Below are 638 nucleotides of genomic sequence, written 5' to 3'. Positions count from 1 at the left end.
CCTGCACGCCGTCGTCCGCGCCGGCGGCGCCTACCTCCCCCTCGACACCACCCTGCCCACCGACCGCCTCACCCACATGATCCAAACCGCCGCCCCGGTTCTGATGGTTACCGACACTCTGTCGGCAACTTCGCTTCCGGAGGTACCGGGCATCCCGGCTCTGTCGCTCGACGGGCCCGAGGTCGGTACCCGTCTCGCGGGGGAGTCGGCGGCGGTCGTGACCGATGCGGACCGCTCGGCGGTGCTGCTGCCGCGCCACCCCGCATACGTCATCTTCACCTCCGGATCCACCGGCCGCCCCAAGGGCGTCATGGTCGAACACGAAGCTATCGTCAACCGCCTCCAGTGGATGCAGGGCGCCTACCGACTCGCCTCGGACGACCGCGTGTTGCAGAAGACACCCGCCGGATTCGACGTATCGGTGTGGGAGTTCTTCTGGCCCCTCGCCGAAGCCACGCCCCTCGTCATCGCCCGACCCGAGGGCCACAAGGACCCCGACTACCTCGCCGCCCTCATCCGCGAACAGCGCGTCACCGTCGTGCACTTCGTCCCCTCGATGCTCGCCGCGTTCCTCGCCGACACCGAGATCACCACCTGCCCCACCCTGCGACTCGTCGTCTGCAGCGGCGAAGCCCTCC

1 protein-coding gene is annotated in these 638 nt (G+C 69.3%); it reads left to right on the top strand.

From position 1 onward, the window contains the following. Positions 1–638, top strand: a 638-nt coding sequence (locus tag ADK55_RS18580; protein WP_159041457.1) for an AMP-binding protein, incomplete at both ends; no start/stop codon positions are given.

This window comes from Streptomyces sp. WM4235 (genome assembly GCF_001279725.1).
Lineage (GTDB): Bacteria > Actinomycetota > Actinomycetes > Streptomycetales > Streptomycetaceae > Streptomyces.
This window is presented reverse-complemented; position numbering and strand designations above follow the sequence as displayed.